This window comes from Pseudarthrobacter linnaei, from assembly GCF_055412825.1.
In genome coordinates this window covers 126,025-141,508 of record NZ_JBVAYX010000005.1, presented here as the reverse complement: position 1 = coordinate 141,508, position 15,484 = coordinate 126,025, and the positions used below count along the sequence as shown (strand labels likewise).

Below are 15,484 nucleotides of genomic sequence, written 5' to 3'. Positions count from 1 at the left end.
CTGGGGTGTCGGGGGGGGGTGGGTCGCTTCCCACATCATGGCAGGGGAAGGCTCCGGACGACACCGGAAAATCGGCTGCGCCCGAAATTGACACAGGAAGATCACCGCCTGGAAACGCCCGCGAAACCTCGGTGGTGGAGGCTGGAGCCGGAGAGCGGAACGACGCTGGGGTTCATCCGGATCTGAGAAAGGAACAGGCCATGACTGTAGACGTTGTGCAGCAGGTGACATCGTGTGAGGAGCTGTCTGTGGGGGACAGAGTTGAAGCGTGGCACAACGGCAAGCTCTTCCACCGGGGTGAGGTAATCCGGACGGTGGCGGCCACAGACCTTTTCTGGATCTTGGAAGAACGGACCGGAACCCGGCGGCTGATCGACGCCGAGGTGCTGGTGATCCGGCGGGTGGCGGTCCCGGCGTCGCACGTCCCGCTGTTCCAGTCCCCCAGCCTGGCGCACTGAGGGACAAATCGGCCCTGGCCCCCCTCGGATGATAGACTGAGGGAACTTGATGTGCAGTGATGCCCACTTTGGTCTTGAATGATCGGTCCGGTTCATCAACCGGTTCCCCTGCGGATTTCTTTCGGATTCCTTCAGGGAGTGGGACTTTTTCATGTGAGAGGCACATCCTGCGTCGATGAACGCGTTCTATTTGGTCCCGGCCGCCGCCCCAACTGGCAGCTGGCCGGTTGATCACCTGACTTTTCTTCGGCGAACCCCTGGGCCAACCGGCACCGGGGGCCGATATCCGCACGGATACCGCCTGAAAGACCTTTGAAACATATGACTACTTTCGCTGCCCTCGGCACGCCCAAGGCGCTCGCCGACACTCTTACCGCCCAGGGGATCGTTGAACCGTTCCCCATCCAGGTCAAGACCCTGCCGGACACCCTGGCCGGACGCGACGTCCTGGGCCGCGGCCGCACCGGCTCCGGCAAGACCATTGCCTTCGCCATCCCGCTTGTAGCACGACTCGCTGAGCGGGAAGCCAAGCACTTCCGCAAGCCCGGCCGCCCGATGGGCCTAGTCCTCGCGCCGACCCGCGAGCTGGCCACCCAGCTGAACGCGACCATTGAGCCGATGGCCAAGGCCATGGGCCTGAACACGACCGTTATTTATGGCGGCATCTCCCAGGCCCGCCAGGAAAAGTCGCTGCGCGCCGGCGTCGACATCGTCATCGCCTGCCCGGGCCGCCTCGAGGACCTGATCCGCCAGCGCGTCCTGACCCTCGAAGGTGTCGAGATCACAGTGCTGGACGAGGCCGACCACATGGCCGACCTCGGCTTCCTCCCCGTGGTCAAGAAGCTCATGGACATGACCCCCAGCCAGGGCCAGCGCATGCTGTTCTCCGCCACGCTGGATAACGGCGTGGACAAGATCGTCCAGCGCTACCTGTCCAACCCGCTGACCCACGCGGTGGATGAATCACAGGCTGCGGTCACCACGATGGAGCACCACGTGCTCGTCGTCAACGACCAGACCGTCAAGAAGCAGCTGATCGTCGAGCTCGCCTCGGGTGCCGGCCGCCGGGTGCTCTTCCTGCGCACCAAGCACCACGCCCGCAAGCTGGCCAAGACCCTGACCGACGCCGGCATCCCAGCCGTCGACCTGCACGGCAACCTCTCGCAGAACGCCCGTGACCGGAACCTGGCCGAGTTCTCCTCCGGTGAGGTCCGCGTCCTGGTCGCCACCGACGTCGCCGCCCGCGGTGTCCACGTCGACGACGTCGAGCTGGTCATCCACGTGGATCCGCCCACGGAGCACAAGGCCTACCTGCACCGCTCGGGCCGTACCGCCCGCGCCGGCTCCGACGGCACCGTGGTCACGCTGACCCTGCCGGAGCAGCAGTCGGACGTCAAGAAGCTGATGAAGGCTGCCGGCGTCGAGGTTAACTTCGAACGCGTCACTGCCAACTCGCCGCTGGTTGCACAGCTGGTCGGCGAAATGGCGGACAAGATCGACCCGCGCACCCGCGCCGCACTGCTGGCCGCCAGGTCCAACCAGGGCGGCGGCAGCTCCACCGGCGCCAACGCCGAGCGCAAGCGCGCCCGCCGCACCACCCAGGCCGCACCCACCGCGGGTGGCCGTGGCGGACGTGGCGGACGCGGACGCGTCGGAACTGAGGCACCCCGCACCGATCTGCCCCGCGCCGAGCGCCGTGCCGTGGCCTACGAGGGCCAGGCCGCCGCGCGCAACGCTGCAGAGCGCGTCATCGAACGGAATGAGGACCGGCAGGATGCCGAGCGCGCCGAACGCCGCAGCGTCCGCAGCCGCTCAACCTCCTACGGCACCCACCGGAACGACGTTCCGGCCGCCGGTGGCCGCGCCTCGGCAGGCCGTGGTTCAGACGGCCGCGCCGCAGAAGGGCGCAGCGACGCCCGGGGCGCTTCGGCTCCCCGCACCGGCGCACCCCGCACCGGGGCTCCCCGCACCGGGGGCGCCACCGGCGGACAGCGCGGCGGGCGTCCGGCAACGGGCCAGCGGGCAGCTGCCGGCGCCAAGAGCGGCGGCAGCAACGCCGGTGGCAACTCGGCTGTTTGGTCCTCCAACACCGGCGGCACCTCGGGCGGATCCTATGCAGGCGGCGGCAACGGCCGTTCCAGCGAAGGCCGTCCGGCACGCAGCGGCGGCCCCCGCCGCGCGTCCGCCCCGGCGTCGAACGAACGCCGCAGCCGCTAAGGGTTCGCGTTCTCGCTACATAAAGTAACTCGCGCTACGCGAAATGCCGGACGCTACGGGAATACCGCAGCGACCGGCATTTCGCGCAGCGCCAGCCACGTAGCGCAGCGCCAGCGTCGAAGCGCAGCGCAAACCACGAAGCGCGGTGCCAGCGTCGAAGCGCAGCGCAAACCACGAAGCGCAGCGCAAACCACGTAGCGCGGTGCCAGCGTCGAAGCGCAGCGTCAGCTACGAAGCGCAGCGCAAACCACGTAGCGCAGCGCCAGCTACCAGCCGCGGGCGCGCCACTCCTCCAGGTGCGGGCGTTCCGCACCCAGGGTGGTGGGCTTTCCGTGGCCCGGATGCACCACGGTGTCATCCGGATACGCATCGAACAGCCGCTCGCTGACATCGCTGATCAGCTGGGCGAACCGGTCCGGATCGTTCTGGGTGTTGCCCACGCCTCCCGGGAACAGCGAGTCGCCGGAGAAAATGTGCGCCGGGCCCTCCGGGTCCTCGTACACGAGCGCGATCGACCCCGGGGTATGGCCGCGCAGGTGCACTGCTGTCACGTCGAAGCCGTCGAAGTTGCCGACGTCCCCGTGATCCAGCAGAACATCCACCGGCACCGGCAGCTCCGGGGCGTCATCCGTCCCGGACGCCGTCTTCACCCCGGTGGCCGCCACCAGGCCCGGCAGCGCCCGGACGTGGTCCCAGTGCTGGTGGGTAGTGGCAACCAGGGCCAGCTTCGGCGCCGCAGAAGTATCCGCGGCGGCGTCGGCAAGCAGCCCCTGGATGGCGGCCAGATCATCGGCCGCATCGATCAGGAGCTGCGCGCCCGACGCTGTGCTGGTGAGCAGATACACGTTGTTGTCCATCTCGCTGACCGAAATGCGGCGGATGGTGATGTCACGTAACGAGTGAATGAGCGAGTCCATGGGCTTCAGTCTACGGAAGACGCTATTCACGGCCCTGGGACACCCAGCTGGGGTCCGCGGAGCGGGAGCCGACGACGGCGTCCGCAGCGGCGTCGAGTTTCTCGAGTTGCGCTACGGTGATGTCGAGCGTCAAAGCGCCGAGGTTCTCATCGATCCGGTCCGCCCTGCGCGTCCCGGGGATGGGGACCACGGGCAGCCCCAGCTTCCGGCCCTGCGCGAGCAGCCAGGCCAGAGCCACCTGGGCAGGAGTTGCAGCCTGCCCGTCGGCGGCAAGTTCAGCCGCGACGGACTGCACGGCAGCGACCACACCCTGGTTGGCGTCCAGCGCCGCCTCGGCGAAGCGCGGGATGTTGCGACGGAAGTCGTTGCTGCCCAGCGTCGATGCGTCCACGGTGCCGGTGAGGAATCCCCGGCCCAGCGGCGAGTAAGGCACAAAACCCACCCCCAGCTCGGCCGCGGCAGGAACGACGTTTTGTTCCACATCGCGGCTCCAGATGGACCATTCGCTCTGGACCGCGGCGATCGGGTGGACGCTGCTGGCTTCGCGCAGCTCCTCGGCCGTCACCTCAGACAGGCCAAGATGCCGCACCTTGCCGGCCTGCACCAGCCCCGCCATGGCCTCCACGGTTTCCACTATCGGAACGCGGAGGTCCCGGCGGTGCATGTAGTACAGGTCGATGGTGTCGGTGCCCAGCCGTTGCAGGCTGCGGTCCACGGCCTGCCGCACATGCGCGGCGTCCCCCCGGATATCCGAGTAGCCCGCGGACGGGGTGCCCACCAAGCCAAACTTGGTGGCGAGCTGCACCTCGCCCCGGCGTTCCGCCAGGAGCCGGGCGATCAGCTCCTCGTTGCTGCCGCCGCCGTAGATGTCCGCCGTGTCGATGAAGCTGACCCCGGCATCCACCGCATGGTGCAGGGTCCGCAGGGCCTCGGCCGGATCGACCTCCCCGTACACCGGGGTCAGGGCCATGCCGCCGAACCCCAGCGGACTGACCATCAAACCGTCGCCGAGCATGACTGTTGCTGCCTTCATCGGGGCCTCTCCTTCGCTGTTTATACCCCTAACCCGGGGCCGCTCCGGAGTATTCCTGCGCTCCCGCCCAGTTACTGCCGGCAGTCGGGCCGCCGCCACGGCGTGTCGCCCCGGATCACCGGTCCGGTCGGACACTAACTGGGCGGGAGCGCCGGGGTAGCCGCGGATTTCCCCGCCGGCAGCAGCTTCAGCCCGGCCGCGCAGCCCACAATCCCCGCGATGAACAGCAATTTCAGCGGACTCGCCGGTTCGACGCCGGTCGCCATCGCCCAGCCGACCGTCAGGGCAGCGCCGATCCCCACCCAGACTGCGTAGGCCGTGCCGAGCGGAATGCTTTTCACGGCCAGGCCCAGTCCGGCCATGCTCAGCGTCGCAGTCAGCGCGAACACGAGGGTCGGCAGTGGGCGGGTGAAACCGTCGGACAGGCCCAGGGCCGTGGCCCAGACCGCCTCCAGCACGGCGGAGGCGAGCAGGATGAGCCAGGCCACGGTGGCGGCGGGCGCCTGGGTGGCCAGTTTCGGCGTGCGGTTCGCGGGCATGGTCACGCCACCAGCTTCAGGCCGGCCACGCACGCGACGATCCCGCCGAGCAGCAGGATCCGCGCCGCGGTGGCGGGCTCAACCTTGGTGATCATGGCGTAGGCGGAGGTCAGCACCACGCCGACACCCACCCAGACTGCGTATGCGGTGCCGGTCGGGATGGACTGCATGGCGACTGCCAGCCCGCCCGTGCTGGCCAGCACGGAGAGGAGGAAGACGGCGGCCGGTGCAATCCGGCGGCGGCCCGTGGCCTGCGCGGTCCGGTGCAGGGCAGCGGCCCAGACGGCCTCCAGCGACCCGGAAAGTATGAGAATTAACCACGACATGACAGCTCCTGTGGCCAGTCTTGTCGCGTGCCGGGTACTGAACCGTCGTCCGGAGGCCCCTGTGGCGGGGTCTTGATTCCAGCCTAGCAACACCCCCGCGGAGAGGCGAACCCGCCCAGGATCCCCGCCCTGCACCCGCGCGAACCCCACCTTCGAGTCTCCCCGCCGGCCCCCTCGCCTCGCAAGCTCGCCCAGGGAACCCCACCATCGAGTGCTCCAGAACCGCCGTATTGAGGGTTCATAACGGCAGTTCCGGAGCACTCGATGGGACGGCGCCGGGTCAGAGCACGGTGGCTCCGCTCCAGATCCGGAACTTCCTGCCCACGGGATGGACGCTGCAGCCCTCCGCGGCGGCGGCGAGGTCCCCGGCGGCGATGTCCGGGGCGGCCGAGACGATGGCGCGGCCGTCCGGATTGACCAGGGTTGCACGTTCCCCGATCCGGCGCAGTGCGGGCAGGGCGCCGCGCTCCAGCCGCTGCACGGTGACGTCCATCCCCACAATGCCCACCACCGGACCGTCCGCCCGGCAGAAGACCGGGTGCGTGAAGGTCAGGACGTATTCGTCCGTGCACAGGAAGTCCACGTACGGCCCGGTCACGTGGGCCTGCCCGGTCTCCACCGGGACGCGGAACCACTCGGACTTGACGTAGCGGCTGATGGAGTTGGGACTGAAGTTGGCGAGGGCGTCCACGTGCTCCAGTTCCGCGCCCTGCCACCAGGCAATGTAGCTGCGCTCGGGCCCCAGCAGCCCGGCATTGGCGAGGAATCCCGCGCCGGCAAAGTACCCTTCCGGCGTCCTGACCAGGTCCTCGACCACCGGCCGGATGAGTTTGTCCACGGCGGTACCGGTGACCCTGCCGGAGAGCGCGGCGAGGGCGCTTCCCGTGTCCGCCGCCCACGCCGCGAGCCGGTCCTCGATCCCGGTGATGGCAGCATCCAGTTCCCCGGCATGCACGGCGATGGTGTCCATGGAGGCGGTGGTTTCCGACATCGGGGTCTCTGCCTTTAGCTTGAAGGAACCGGGGGTGGTCAGTAGCGTTTGGACTGCTCAGTCAGCAGCCAGTCCGTGGTGGCGGTGACCAGCGCTTTCACCGCGGCTTCCGCCGCGGCCGGCTCACGGACCTCGATAGCGGCCGCGACCTCCTCGAGGAGCCCGGTGGTCGTGGCGCGGTAGCCGGCGTCGGCGCACGGCAGCAGCGTGAGCGTGCCCAGGTCGGCCTGCAGCCGGATCAGTTCCCGGGCCAGCCTGGCCGAGCGGGCGATGGCGGCCACCTCGAGCAGGAACTCGGAGAGCGCCAGCCGCCAGTGCAACGGATCCTCCTCCGCCGTCGGGATGAAGGAACGCAGGGTGGCCATGTCCGCTGCATCGGAGCGCCGGGCCGCGACGCTGGCGCAGGCTGCGGCGATGGCCTGGTAGTGCAGCCCCAGGTCGCTGATCTGAAGCCGGGTCAGTTCCCGCAACTGGTCCAGGGCCCGTTCCCGGGAGGGCAGGACGTCGTCGGCGATGAAGCTTCCCCCGCTGCGGCCCCGGGCCGTGCGGATGATGCCCGCGGTCCGCAGCTGGGACAGGGCCTCGCGCGCGGTCACCGCGGAGACGCCCAGGGCGGCGGCGAGTTCGGTCTCGTTGGGCAGCCGCTGGCCGCTGGTGAGCAGCCCGGTTTCCACCGCCTGTTCAATCCGGCCGCACACCTCGTCCACCAGGCCGCGGGATTTAATAGGGGTGAAAACGGCCGCCAGGCTGCGGGAGGCGCTCTGCGGTGTCAGCAGCATCCGGGCCTCCCTGGCAGTTTCTGGCGTCGCGCCCCCGCACCTGGTCCTGGCACCAGGAGCCGGCGCGCTGGGGGCTGCCGGCGTCCGGTTGATGCCATCCTAATCCGGGCGCTCGTGGGGGTCTATACACAAAACCTATGGAGTAATAGTATTTGGCCCATCAGCCCGCTGTGTGGCCTGGAGCACATCCCGCTGTGTCGCATCTAAGACGATCCGGCAACGGAGTTAGGCGCACCCCATGACCGAAACGCTCGCCGCCGGAAGTCAGGCCGAAACGGACGCGGTTCCGGCGATCCGCATGCGGAGACTCACCAAAATCTTCGGGGACACGGTCGCCGTCAACAACCTGGACCTGGATATCCGCCAGGGCGAGTTCTTCTCCATGCTCGGGCCCTCGGGCTCCGGCAAGACCACCGTCCTGCGCCTGATCGCCGGCTTCGAACTGCCCACATCCGGAAGCATCGAGCTTGAGGGCAAGGACGTCACCGGCATGGCGCCTTTCGAACGAGACCTCAACACCGTTTTCCAGGACTACGCACTGTTTCCGCACATGTCCCTCGTCGACAACGTTGCCTACGGCCTGCGCGTGCGGGGCATGCCCCGGAAGGAGCGCCAGGAGCGGGCCCGCGAAGCCCTGGAGCGGGTGCAGCTGGGGAAGTTCGTCGGACGCAAGCCCGCCCAGCTCTCCGGCGGCCAGCGCCAGCGGGTAGCCCTGGCCCGGGCGCTGGTGGTGCAGCCGAAGGTCCTGCTGCTGGATGAGCCGCTCGGCGCCCTGGACCTGAAGCTCCGGCAGCAGATGCAGGTGGAACTCAAGGAACTGCAGCGTTCGCTCGGCATCACCTTCATCTTCGTCACCCATGACCAGGAGGAGGCCCTGACCATGAGCGACCGGATCGGCGTCTTTAACAACGGGAGCCTGGAACAGATCGGCACGGCGCACGAGATCTACGAGCGCCCGGGCGGTGCGTTCGTGGCCAACTTCGTCGGCACCTCCAACATCTTCGACGCCGCCCACGCCCAGAAACTCTACGGCCGCGCGGAGCAGGTCTGTATCCGGCCGGAACGGCTGCGCCTGTCCTGGACGGCGGCACCGGAACCGCGCGCCGGCGTCACCTCCCGCCCCGGAACCGTCACCGCCCTGGTCTACGTCGGGCACGCCACCCAGGTGCGGGTGCAGCTCGACGACGGTCCCGCCGTCGTCGTTCTCGCCCCGGAGACGCTGCCCGGTGACGACGCGGAACTGCTGGACCGGCGCGTCACGGTGAGCTGGGACGACGACGCCGCCGTCTGGCTGCCGCCCGGCGGCTCCTGAAGTTCCAGCCGTGCACCGCCACGCGGAACCAGCTTCACCCCCACAACGAAAGGTAAGGATCATGGCATCAAGAAATCGGGCCTCCCTCGTGGTTGGGGTGGCCGCGGCGGCAGCGCTCGCACTGGCGGGCTGCGGCACCACCGGCGGGGGATCGGCCACCCCGACCCCGCAGCCGGTCAAATCTGAAATCGGCCAGGGCGAAGGGCAGCTCACCATCCTTGCCTGGCCGGGCTATGTCGAGGACGGCAGCAACGACCCCGCCGTCGACTGGGTGACTCCCTTCGAGACCGAGACCGGGTGCAAGGTGAGTTTCAAGCCTTTCGGCACCTCGGACGAAGCCGTGACCCTGATGCGCACCGGCCAGTACGACGTCGTCTCGGCCTCCGGTGACGCCTCCCTGCGGCTGATTGCCGGCAACGACGTGGAGCCCGTCAACATGGACCTGCTGAAGAACTACGCCGACGTGTACCCGTTCCTGAAGGACAAGGCCTGGAACACCGTGGACGGCCAGAACTATGGGATGCCCCATGGCTGGGGAGCCAACCTGCTGATGTACTCCGTGGACACCGTCGCCCCGGCACCCAGCTCGTGGAGCGCAGTGTTCGACGACGCCGCCCAGCACAGCGGAAAGGTCACCGCCTACGATTCCCCGATCTACATCGCCGACGCCGCCGTGTACCTGATGGCCAAGAAACCCGAACTCGGGATCAAGAACCCCTACGCGCTGGACAAGGACCAGCTCGCGGCCGCCGTTGAACTGCTGAAGGAGCAGCGCAAACACGTCGGCGAGTACTGGAGCGACGTCGTCAAGGAGGTCCAGGCCTTCGCCAGCGGCAGCACGGTGGTCGGCACCACGTGGCAGGTCGGCGCCAACATCGCCGTGGCAAACGGGACCAATGTGCAGACCCTGCTGCCCGAAGAGGGCGCCACCGGCTGGTCGGACACCTGGATGATCGGTTCGGAGTCCAAGAACAAGAACTGTGCCTACCTGTGGCTGGACTACATCGCCAGCCCCGAGGCCAATGCGGCGGTCGCGGAGTACTTCGGCGAGTCGCCGGCCAACCCCAAGGCCTGCGAGCTGACCAAGGACAAGGCGCACTGCGAGACCTTCCACTCCGGTGACGAGGCCTACGCGGAGCAGATCTGGTACTGGACCACCCCGGTGGCCGAATGCCTGGACGGCCGCACGGACGTCAAGTGCACGGATTACTCGGAGTGGACGAAGGCCTGGACGGAGATCAAGGGCTGACATGACACTCCAGACGCAGCACCCGGTCCCCGGGGCGCCGCCAGCTGCAGCAGCCGTGCCCCGGCCCAAAGCCCACAGGTTCTCGGCGCTGCTCCACCGCTCGCCGAACCTTCGGCTGGCGGGGCTGGTGACCGCCCCCGCCGGCTGGCTGGTGCTCGTCTACATCGCCGCCCTCGCGGCGCTGCTGATCACCGCGTTCTGGACCGTGGACACCTTCACCGGCAAGGTGTCCACGGTCTGGACCACCGACAACCTGGTGACGGTCCTGACCGATCCGGTCTACCAGCGGATCACCCTGCGGACCCTCTGGATCGCCATCGCCGTGACCCTGATCGACCTGGTCCTGGCACTGCCCATGGCGTTCTTCATCGCCAAGGTGGCCGGACCGCGCTGGCAGAAGCTGCTGGTGGTGGCCGTGCTGATGCCGCTGTGGGCCAGCTACCTCGTCAAGGCCTACGCCTGGCGGAACGTGCTCGCCGACGGCGGGCTGCTGGAGTGGCTGGGGGCACCGATCGGGCTGGAATCCCCGGGGTACGGCGAAACCGCCGTGATCCTGACGCTGGCGTACATCTGGCTGCCGTTTATGATCCTTCCGATCTATGCGGGGTTCGACCGGGTCCCTGATTCGCTGCTGGAGGCCTCCGGGGACCTGGGGGCAAAACCGCTGACCACCATGCGGCTGGTCATGTTCCCGCTGCTGGTCCCCTCCATCATTGCCGGAACGATTTTCACGTTCTCGCTCTCGCTGGGGGACTACATCACGGCCCAGATTGTCGGCGGCACCACCCAGATGCTCGGCACGGTGGTCTACGCGAACGTCGGGGCCGCGAACAACCTGCCGTTCGCCGCCGCCGTCTCGCTTGTCCCGATCGCCATCATCACGCTGTACCTCTTCATCGTCCGGCGCTCCGGCGCCCTCAACAGCCTGTGACCAGTGGCGGCGTTTAGCCCGGAACAGCCGGCAGGAGCACCATGAGACTTTCCCGAAGCGCCAAAGTCATCCTCGGCGTCGTCACCGCGGTCGTGTTCCTCTTCATCTATCTGCCGCTGCTGCTGGTGGTGGTGAACTCCTTCAACGCGGACCGGACGTTCGGCTGGCCGCCGCAGGGGTTCACCCTGGAGTGGTGGGGGCGGGCCTTGGATTCCACCGGCGTCCGGGAGGCCGTGGTGTCCTCGCTCTGGGTGGCGCTGGTCTCGACCATCATTTCGCTGGTGCTGGGGACGCTCCTGGCGCTGGCGCTGCTGCGCTACAAGTTCTTCGGCCGGGATGTCATCAGCCTGCTCGTGATCCTGCCCATCGCGCTGCCCGGCATCGTGACCGGCATCGCCCTGAACAACATGTTCACCACCATTCTGGGTGTCTCGCTGAGCATGTGGACGGTCGTGATCGCACACGCCACCTTCTGCATGGTGACCGTGTTCAACAACGTCATTGCGCGGCTGCGCCGGATGCACGGCGGGCTGGAGGAGGCGTCTGCGGATCTGGGCGCCGGTGTGTTCACCACGTTCCGGCTGGTCACGTTCCCGCAGCTCCGCTCCGCCCTGCTGGCCGGTGGCCTGCTGGCCTTCGCGCTGAGCTTCGACGAGATCATCGTGACCACGTTTACCATCGGTGCCGGGGACACCACCCTGCCGATCTGGATCCTGCAGAACCTCTTCCGGCCCAATCAGGCGCCGGTGGTCAACGTCGTGGCCGTCGTCCTGATCGTCGTCTCGATCGTGCCGATCTGGCTCGCGCAGCGGCTGTCCGAGGACTCGGTGGGGATCGGCGCCACGCGGGTGAAGGTGACGGAGGGCTAACCCGCGACGGGGTCGATTGACACGACGGCCAGGAAGCCGCGGCCCAGGACCTCGGGAGTGTCAGTATCGGAACCGACGACGGCGTCATAGCGGGCGAGCGTGGTCGGCTCTTGCCCCTGCGTCCCCGGGGAACCAACAGCTGGCTCCCCGCCGGACGGCGCGCCCGGCCCGGCGCCGGCGGTGCCGGGAGTGACCGAAGCCTGGCCCTGGAGCAGGATTCCGAACTGGCCCTCGAACACCGGATGCGCCCGCTTCTTGGACAGCTCGATGATGGAGGTGTAACCCTTGAACACGCCGCGGCGGGTGATGACGTTCAGGTCACGGATATCGCCCGTCGGAAGCGCCCCGGACGCAACAGCGTCGCCGGAGAACCGGAACGGGCGGTACTTCTCGAGCGGGTGCTCGGACCCGTCGACGCTCAGCAGCAGCAGTTCGCCCTCCACCACGGTGAGGACGCGGTCCAGGCCGGGGAACGCCGAGAAATCGCCGGCCTTGGACATGTCGGCGATGCTGACCCGCCAGTCCCAGTCTGCGGCCGGGGGGCCGTCCTGCGGGGGGCAGTCCTGCGGGACGGTTGCCGCGGAATGGCTGGCCACCTCGCGGGTCACCCCGCCGCCGTTGCGCCAGGGGTGGGCTTTCAGCTCGGCATAGCGGATGATCTGCATCCCTCCACCCTATCCGCCGGCCGGGAACGTAGTCGGGGGCCCCGGCCGCTGCCAGCAGCGTCGAGGTCCGACTTCTCGCCCATGTTCTGGACCAACACGGGCGCCGAATCCAACCTCGGGGACAGGTGAGGCGCCCGTCTTGCCCCGGTCCTTGCTAACGTCGGAGGCAGAAACAAGGTAAACACCGAAGAAGGAACCCGAATGTTCGTCAAGGTATGCGGGCTCAGCACCCCCGAGTCGGTCCGGGCCGCGGCGGCGGCCGGGGCGGACGCCGTCGGCTTCGTCCTGACCCGCAGCCCCCGCGAAGTGACGCCGGCGCAGGCACGGGAACTCCGGGCCCACGTCCCGGCCGGCGTCCCCGCCGTCGGCGTCTTCCGGCACGAAGCCGCGGCGGACGCCGTCGCGCTGGCCGGCGAGGCCGGGCTGGGCTGGGTCCAGCTGCACGGCGACCGCACCCCCGCGGACGTGCGCACCGTGCACGACGCCGGGTTCAGGCTCATCCGGGCCGTCACCATGTCCGCCGCGCCCGAGGCGTTCGCGGACTGGGGCGAGGACCTGCTCCTGATCGACGCCGCCGTCCCCGGCTCCGGCGAGGCCTGGGACTACGCCCTGGTCCGCGACAAGGGGCTGGCGGGGCGCAACTGGCTGCTGGCCGGCGGGCTCGATCCCGCCAACGTCGCCGGCGCCGCCGCGCAGGCAGGTGCCTGGGGCGTGGACGTCTCTTCCGGTGTCGAGTCCTCCCGAGGGGTGAAGGACCTGGGCAAGATCCGGGACTTCGTGGCGGCGGCAAAGCCCCCGGCCGCGAAACCCTGAACTGCGAAACCCTGAACTCCGCGGCAGGAATGCCGGCGGACCCTCCCGTGTTGGTCCTTACATGTTGCGCATCGGATTCTTGTCCTTCGGGCATTGGGGGCCCGGGCATGAACCTGATGAGCTCCACGTTGCTCACCGAGGACACGGGGTGCCCTTCGACCAGCTTCAGGCCGAGCAGATCGGCATGTTCCGGCAGGCCTGGGCCGCCACCGGCCATCGGCATGAACCGCGCGTCTCGGTGAACCGCGCGTCTCGGTGAGCCGCAGCGTCCTGCCGATCGTCGACGAGGAGGACCGCCGGTTCTTCGGTCTCAGCGCCCTGCGGGAGAAACGCGACCAGGTCGGGGTGATCGACGGCCTGGTGGCCCGTTTCGGCCGGAGCTACGTGGGCGCCCCTGACGCCATTGCCGAGGAACTGGCCGCCGACGCCGCGGTGCGGGACGCCGACACCCCGCTGCTCACCGTCCCCAACCAGTTGGGTGTGGACTTCAACGCCAAGCTGTTGGGCACCGCGGTCCGGGACATCGCCCCGGCGATCGGCTGGGCGCCCAAGGCGCGGCTGTAGCGGCCCCTCCGGTTCCGTGGAAGGCTGGCCGGGCCGCGGCGCCGTGGCTAGCATGGCTCTGTGGGGGAGTACCCCGATGACCCGGCGGGCCCGGCCCGCCACCTGCGAAGGAGACCGTTGTGACCCTGCCCGAAGGTTTGACCCCCGGCGTCTGGACACTGGACCTGTCCCACAGCGAAGTCGGCTTCACGGTCCGCCACGCCGGCATCAGCAAGGTCCGGGGCCGCTTCAACGAGGCCGCGGCGGAAGCCCATGTCGGCGAATCCCTCGCCGACTCCAGCCTGCATGCCGGCATCAAGACCGCCAGCTTCGACTCGGGCGATGCCAACCGCGACGCCCACGTCCGCGGCGCTGACTTCTTCGACGTCGAAAAGTATCCGGACATGACGTTCCGTGCCACCGGCATCAGGGGCGACGGCGAGGACTACGTGCTGACCGGCGACCTCACCATCCGCGGCGTCACCAAACCGGTGGACCTGGAAGTTGAATTCACCGGGATCGCGGTGGACCCGTTCGGCGCCACCCGGGCCGGGTTCAGTGCGGAGGCGGACATCAGCCGCAAGGAATTCGGCCTGACCTGGAACGCCGCGCTAGAGGCCGGCGGGCTGCTGGTCAGCGACAAGGTCAAGATCAATGTCGAGGCGGCCATGGTGAAGCAGGAGCAGCCAGCCGGGCGGTCGAACGTCTAGAAAAGCAGCAGGACGAAGCCGCCGACCGTGGAAACGATCCCCACCCCGGTGAGGATCCAGCCCACGGCCCAGGCGGCATTGTCCGGCTTCGGCGGGGTGAGTCCCCAGCGGGACGGGTGGCAGACGTCATAGTAGAGGTCGACGTCGGACCCCACCACCAGGCCGTGCGACTCGGCCGCCGGCAGCAGGGACCGGTGGTCGGCGTCGTGGTGGTCCGTCCAGCTGTAACCCGTGAAACCGCCGGCGCTGATCACTTTGCCGGTGGTCCCGGCCCACTCGCAATGGCGCCGCCGCAGAATCCAGCCCCACACCAGCAGCGGCAGGCCCAGCACGAAACCCACCCACGTCATGACTTCGAGAATGGGGCCCAGCAGGTCCCCGATGCTTGTCATCTGCGCGTGTCCCGGGCGGGCGGCGTCAGCGCGTGACGCGCGAGCGGCGCAGGAAGAACATGATGCCGGCGCCCATCAGGACCAGGAGGCCCACGTAGAGCAGGAACTGCACGGCCTCCACCACAAGCCCGACGACCAGCAGGATGAGCGCAACGATCAGGGCAATCTTCAGGAGTGCAGGCATGCTCCCAGTATTGTGCCCTTTCGTGCGTACGCAAAGCTCCGTGCCCGCCGTCAGCGTCACGGGACACATTTCAGGAATTGTTCAGGGTGAACCCCTAGCCCGGATCGGCCTCCGGCGGGGGAGAATGGAGCCATGAAGACATTGCTTAACATCATCTGGCTGCTCTTCGGCGGGCTCTGGCTCGCGCTCGGCTACTTTGTGGCCGGGATCATCTGCTGCCTGCTGATCGTCACCATCCCGTGGGGGATCGCGTCGTTCCGCATTGCCAACTATGCGCTCTGGCCGTTCGGGCGCACGGTGGTGGACCGTCCGGGCGGCACGGGCGTGTTCTCGCTGCTCGGGAACGTCATCTGGCTGCTCGTCGCCGGCATCTGGATCGCGATCGCTCACGTCGTGACCGCCTTCGCCATGGCCGTCACCATCATCGGCATCCCGCTGGCCATCGCCAATCTCAAGCTCATTCCGGTCTCGCTCATGCCGCTGGGCAAACAGATCGTCCCGACCGACAAGCCCTTTGTGACGGCCTACAGCAAGGCCTACCGCTAACCGTTGTAGA

Annotated in this window: 18 protein-coding genes, 1 pseudogene and 1 riboswitch; of the genes and pseudogenes, 10 read left to right on the top strand and 9 right to left on the bottom strand. The window is 68.4% G+C overall.

Annotation, left to right across the window (positions count from 1 at the left end):
- The first annotated feature begins 200 nt into the window (after positions 1-200).
- A complete protein-coding gene (locus ACZYZ3_RS07150) occupies positions 201-458 on the top strand; it encodes a hypothetical protein (RefSeq protein WP_463963130.1) in 258 nt (85 codons plus the stop codon).
- Positions 459-779: 321 nt separating this feature from the next.
- The gene (locus ACZYZ3_RS07145; RefSeq protein WP_463963129.1) at positions 780-2,675 is read left to right on the top strand and encodes a DEAD/DEAH box helicase; all 1,896 of its coding nucleotides are present in this window, start codon (positions 780-782) and stop codon (positions 2,673-2,675) included.
- Between the two features lie 266 nt (positions 2,676-2,941).
- Here ACZYZ3_RS07145 and ACZYZ3_RS07140 read toward each other — a convergent pair whose 3' ends face one another.
- From ACZYZ3_RS07140 to ACZYZ3_RS07115, 6 genes are all read right to left on the bottom strand, one after another.
- Complete coding sequence (locus ACZYZ3_RS07140) at positions 2,942-3,592, bottom strand: MBL fold metallo-hydrolase (protein ID WP_463963128.1); 651 nt, start codon at positions 3,590-3,592, stop codon at positions 2,942-2,944.
- A 22-nt stretch (positions 3,593-3,614) separates the two neighbouring features.
- Entirely contained in the window at positions 3,615-4,625 is a 1,011-nt protein-coding gene (locus tag ACZYZ3_RS07135; protein WP_463963127.1) for an aldo/keto reductase, read from the bottom strand.
- 134 nt (positions 4,626-4,759) lie between these two features.
- Positions 4,760-5,164: a DMT family transporter gene (locus ACZYZ3_RS07130; RefSeq protein WP_463963211.1), complete on the bottom strand. Its 405-nt coding sequence runs from the start codon at positions 5,162-5,164 to the stop codon at positions 4,760-4,762.
- A 2-nt stretch (positions 5,165-5,166) separates the two neighbouring features.
- Positions 5,167-5,490, bottom strand: a complete 324-nt coding sequence (locus ACZYZ3_RS07125) for a DMT family transporter (protein WP_463963126.1) — start codon at positions 5,488-5,490, stop codon at positions 5,167-5,169.
- A 9-nt stretch (positions 5,491-5,499) separates the two neighbouring features.
- A riboswitch (guanidine-III (ykkC-III) riboswitch) is annotated at positions 5,500-5,565 on the bottom strand.
- Between the two features lie 205 nt (positions 5,566-5,770).
- A complete protein-coding gene (locus tag ACZYZ3_RS07120; protein WP_463963125.1) occupies positions 5,771-6,481 on the bottom strand; it encodes a cache domain-containing protein in 711 nt (236 codons plus the stop codon).
- 38 nt (positions 6,482-6,519) lie between these two features.
- A complete protein-coding gene (locus ACZYZ3_RS07115) occupies positions 6,520-7,260 on the bottom strand; it encodes a FadR/GntR family transcriptional regulator (RefSeq protein WP_463963124.1) in 741 nt (246 codons plus the stop codon).
- 238 nt (positions 7,261-7,498) lie between these two features.
- On the opposite strand from ACZYZ3_RS07115, the gene ACZYZ3_RS07110 reads away from it, so the two are divergent.
- The 4 genes from ACZYZ3_RS07110 to ACZYZ3_RS07095 all read left to right on the top strand — a co-directional run bounded on the left by ACZYZ3_RS07110 (position 7,499) and on the right by ACZYZ3_RS07095 (position 11,621).
- Positions 7,499-8,572: an ABC transporter ATP-binding protein gene (locus ACZYZ3_RS07110; protein WP_463963123.1), complete on the top strand. Its 1,074-nt coding sequence runs from the start codon at positions 7,499-7,501 to the stop codon at positions 8,570-8,572.
- Between the two features lie 61 nt (positions 8,573-8,633).
- Positions 8,634-9,821: an ABC transporter substrate-binding protein gene (locus ACZYZ3_RS07105; RefSeq protein WP_463963122.1), complete on the top strand. Its 1,188-nt coding sequence runs from the start codon at positions 8,634-8,636 to the stop codon at positions 9,819-9,821.
- A 1-nt stretch (position 9,822) separates the two neighbouring features.
- Positions 9,823-10,752 (top strand): ABC transporter permease, encoded by a 930-nt coding sequence (locus ACZYZ3_RS07100; RefSeq protein WP_463963121.1) that lies wholly within the window; start codon positions 9,823-9,825, stop codon positions 10,750-10,752.
- A 41-nt stretch (positions 10,753-10,793) separates the two neighbouring features.
- The gene (locus ACZYZ3_RS07095; RefSeq protein WP_463963120.1) at positions 10,794-11,621 is read left to right on the top strand and encodes an ABC transporter permease; all 828 of its coding nucleotides are present in this window, start codon (positions 10,794-10,796) and stop codon (positions 11,619-11,621) included.
- On the opposite strand, the gene ACZYZ3_RS07090 is transcribed toward ACZYZ3_RS07095, so the two are convergent.
- Complete coding sequence (locus tag ACZYZ3_RS07090; protein WP_463963119.1) at positions 11,618-12,286, bottom strand: HutD/Ves family protein; 669 nt, start codon at positions 12,284-12,286, stop codon at positions 11,618-11,620. The genes ACZYZ3_RS07095 and ACZYZ3_RS07090 overlap by 4 nt on opposite strands.
- Before the next feature lie 201 nt (positions 12,287-12,487).
- On the opposite strand from ACZYZ3_RS07090, the gene ACZYZ3_RS07085 reads away from it, so the two are divergent.
- The 3 genes and pseudogenes from ACZYZ3_RS07085 to ACZYZ3_RS07075 all read left to right on the top strand — a co-directional run bounded on the left by ACZYZ3_RS07085 (position 12,488) and on the right by ACZYZ3_RS07075 (position 14,352).
- Entirely contained in the window at positions 12,488-13,099 is a 612-nt protein-coding gene (locus ACZYZ3_RS07085) for a phosphoribosylanthranilate isomerase (RefSeq protein WP_463963118.1), read from the top strand.
- A gap of 104 nt (positions 13,100-13,203) precedes the next feature.
- Positions 13,204-13,663, top strand: a pseudogene (locus ACZYZ3_RS07080) (LLM class flavin-dependent oxidoreductase); the annotation flags it as partial.
- A 119-nt stretch (positions 13,664-13,782) separates the two neighbouring features.
- A complete protein-coding gene (locus tag ACZYZ3_RS07075; RefSeq protein ID WP_463963117.1) occupies positions 13,783-14,352 on the top strand; it encodes a YceI family protein in 570 nt (189 codons plus the stop codon).
- Here ACZYZ3_RS07075 and ACZYZ3_RS07070 read toward each other — a convergent pair.
- The gene (locus ACZYZ3_RS07070) at positions 14,349-14,744 is read right to left on the bottom strand and encodes a hypothetical protein (protein WP_463963116.1); all 396 of its coding nucleotides are present in this window, start codon (positions 14,742-14,744) and stop codon (positions 14,349-14,351) included. The two genes, ACZYZ3_RS07075 and ACZYZ3_RS07070, sit on opposite strands and share 4 nt — an antisense overlap.
- A 25-nt stretch (positions 14,745-14,769) precedes the next feature.
- Positions 14,770-14,928 carry a hypothetical protein gene (locus tag ACZYZ3_RS07065; protein WP_463963115.1) on the bottom strand — a complete coding sequence of 53 codons (159 nt, stop codon included), beginning with the start codon at positions 14,926-14,928 and terminating at the stop codon, positions 14,770-14,772.
- Positions 14,929-15,060: 132 nt separating this feature from the next.
- Here ACZYZ3_RS07065 and ACZYZ3_RS07060 point away from each other — a divergent pair, with 132 nt between their 5' ends.
- Positions 15,061-15,474, top strand: coding sequence for a YccF domain-containing protein (locus ACZYZ3_RS07060; RefSeq protein ID WP_463963114.1), 414 nt, complete (start codon positions 15,061-15,063; stop codon positions 15,472-15,474).
- Positions 15,475-15,484 lie beyond the last annotated feature (10 nt).